Source organism: Myxococcus vastator (assembly GCF_010894475.1).
Classification (GTDB): Bacteria; Myxococcota; Myxococcia; order Myxococcales; family Myxococcaceae; genus Myxococcus; species Myxococcus vastator.
The window spans coordinates 1-2,845 of record NZ_JAAIYB010000700.1; the positions used below are offsets into that span (position 1 = coordinate 1).

Here is a 2,845-nt window from a genome sequence, read left to right on the forward strand (position 1 = left end):
GGGCCGCCACCTGCGTCAACAGCCCCGTCATGCGGCGGGCGAAGCGGTTGGGGTCGGCGATGGTGCTGCCCTCGGTGAGCAGCGCCTGGTCGTGGAGCAGCTCAATCCACTCCGCCACCTGGGTCGCGGCCGGGTCGCGGTCATGCACGGACTTCAGGTGCTCGATGACGGGGTGCTTCGGATTCACTTCCAGGATGCGCTTCACGCGCGGCGCACCCATGCCCCGGCCGCGCTGCTGGAGCAGGCGCTCCAGGTAGGCCGGCGAGCCGCCCTCCGGCACCACGAGGCACACGGGCGAGTCCGTCAGGCGGTCCGACACGCGCACCTCGCGCACGGACTCCTGGAGCACGTCCTTCATCTTCTCCGTGAGCGTCTTCAGGCCTTCGGCCTGCTGCTCCTGCTCCTTCTTCTGCTCGTCCGTGGACTGGAGCTTCAGGTCCGCCTGGAGCGCGGACACCAGCGGCTTGCCCTGGAACTCGCGCAGGCCTTGCGCGGCCCACTCGTCCACCGGGTCTGTCATGTAGAGGACCTCGAAGCCGCGCTGCTTCAGCGCCTCCAGGTGGGGGCTGTCCGCCACCGCCTTCCGGGACTCGCCGTAGACGTAATAGATGGCCTCCTGGCCCTCCTTCATGCGGCCCACGTAGTCCGCCAGGGACGTCAGGCCCTCGTCGCGCGAGCTCTCGTAGCGCAGCAGGCCGCCCAGCTTGTCCTTCTGCTCGGCCTCCGTGGCCAGGCCCTCCTTCAGCACCGTGCCGAAGGCCTTCCAGAAGGTGAGGTAGTCGTCCGGCTTGTCCTTGGCCAGCTTCTCCAGCAGGTCCACCGACTTCTTCACCACGTGCTTGCGGATGGCGCGCACCACCTGCGAGTCCTGGAGCAGCTCGCGCGACACGTTCAGCGGCAGGTCATCCGAGTCGATGACGCCGCGCACGAAGCGCAGCCACTGCGGCACCAGCTCCTCGCAGCGGTCCATGATGAACACGCGCTTGACGAACAGCCGCACCCCGCGCTGCTGCTGCGCGTCCAGGTCGAACGGAGGCTGCTTGGGCACGAAGAGCAGGCCGGTGAACTGGGTGTTGCCGTCCGCCTTGAAGTGCGTCCACGCCAGCGGCGCTTCCCAGTCGTGCGTCAGGTGCTTGTAGAACTCCTGGTACTGCTCGTCCGTGATTTCGGACTTCGCGCGCTGCCACAGGGCGCTGGCCTTGTTGACCACCTCCAGCGACGTCTCCGTCTTCGCCTCGTCGCCCGTCCCCGTCGTCTTGCTCACCTGGAGCTTGATGGGGTGGCCCACGTAGTCGGAGTACTGGGTAATCAGCGAGCGCAGCCGCCACTCGCCCAGGAACTCCTTCTGGTCCTCCTTCAGGTGCAGGGTGATGGAGGTGCCACGCGAGGCGCGCTCGGCGGGCTCCACCGTGAAGGAGCCCTTGGCTTCCGACGTCCACCGCCAGGCGGACTGTCCCTGGCCGGCGGCGCGGCTGACCACCTCCACCCGGTCCGCGACCAGGTAGGCGCTGTAGAAGCCCACGCCGAACTGGCCGATGAGCTGCATGTCCTTCTGGCCCTTCTGGGCCAGCGCCTCGATGAACTCCCGCGAGCCGGAGTGGGCGATGGTGCCCAGGTTCTTCACCAGCTCGTCATGGGACATGCCGATGCCGGTGTCCTCGATGGTGAGGGTGCCCTTCGCCTCGTCGGGGATGAGGCGAAGCTCCAGGGACGGCTCGTCCGCCAGCAGCTCCGGCTCCGTAATGGCGCGGAACCGGAGCTTGTCGAGCGCGTCCGACGCGTTGGACACCAGCTCGCGGAGAAAAATCTCCTTGTGGCTGTAGAGCGAATTGATGACCAGGCTGAGGAGCTGGTTGATTTCCGCCTGGAAGGCGTGGGTCTCCCGCTGAGGGGCGTTTTCGACGGTCATGGTGACAGGGGCCTCCGGGGCGCCCGGTGGGGCGCCAGCGTCGCTCTCCCTTAACCATGGAAATCCGCTTGTCGAGTCCAGCGCGTCCGCCCGCCCGCTCAGGGCCGGGTGTGCTGGTGGTCCACGCCGAAGTTGTTGTCCCAGTACGTCTGGCCACCGACCTCGTAGCGCACGGCGAAGAGCACCACGTTGCCGGGGAGGGCGGGGATGTGGGCCTGCCAGCGCTCCACGCCCTGGACGTTGGGGCTGGCGATGTAGGCGTACCCGAAGGTGTAGCCGGAGACGTAGGCCGCGGGCGCCTCGTGCGCGGTGGCCCAGCCGTCCGTGGAGTACACCACTGTCACGTTCTTGGCGTAGGCCAGGTTCTTCACGTCGATGCTGACGTCCAGGTCGCCGTTGTCCCGCCAGAAGCTGGCGGCCACCAGCACCGGGCTGTAGGGCTGGTACGGCCCGTCACCGCGGCCCACGTGGTGGTGGCTCCATTGATTGGTGTCCCAGTACGTCTGGCCCGCCACGGTGTATTTGGCCACGAACTCCAGGTCGCGCGAGGGCTGCGGGTCCACGCCCCAGCTGGCGTACATGCGGGTCACCTTCCAGATTTCATGCCCGGAGGCGCCGCTGCCCGCGGGCCCCACGTAGGAGGCGGCCAGGTCCGCCCAGGTGCCGTCCGGCTGCTTCATGCTGACGGAGACCTCCTTGTGGTAGGCGAGGTTCTGCACCAGCAGGGTGATGGAGACGTCCTGCCAGCTCTGGCCGTAGCGCGAGCTCACGGTGCTGACCGCCTTCTGGACCCGGATCTCCTCGCCGGCCTGGGCCGGAGTGGCGACGAAGCCCAGGGCCAGCGCGGCCAGCGCGCCCAGCAGGGCCTGCCAGCGGAAGGGGGACACGGCGGGGGCGTGGGATGCGGGCGTCATCGAGGGCCTCGGAAGGTAGGAG

2 protein-coding genes are annotated in these 2,845 nt (G+C 68.2%); both read right to left on the reverse strand.

Annotated features, from left to right (window positions below):
• The coding region (gene htpG, locus G4D87_RS36240; RefSeq protein ID WP_163787364.1) for a molecular chaperone HtpG at positions 1–1,909 on the reverse strand (1,909 nt) is incomplete at its 3' end.
• Positions 1,910–2,007: 98 nt separating this feature from the next.
• On the reverse strand, positions 2,008–2,845 hold an 838-nt coding region (locus tag G4D87_RS36245; RefSeq protein WP_338045023.1), incomplete at its 5' end, for a hypothetical protein.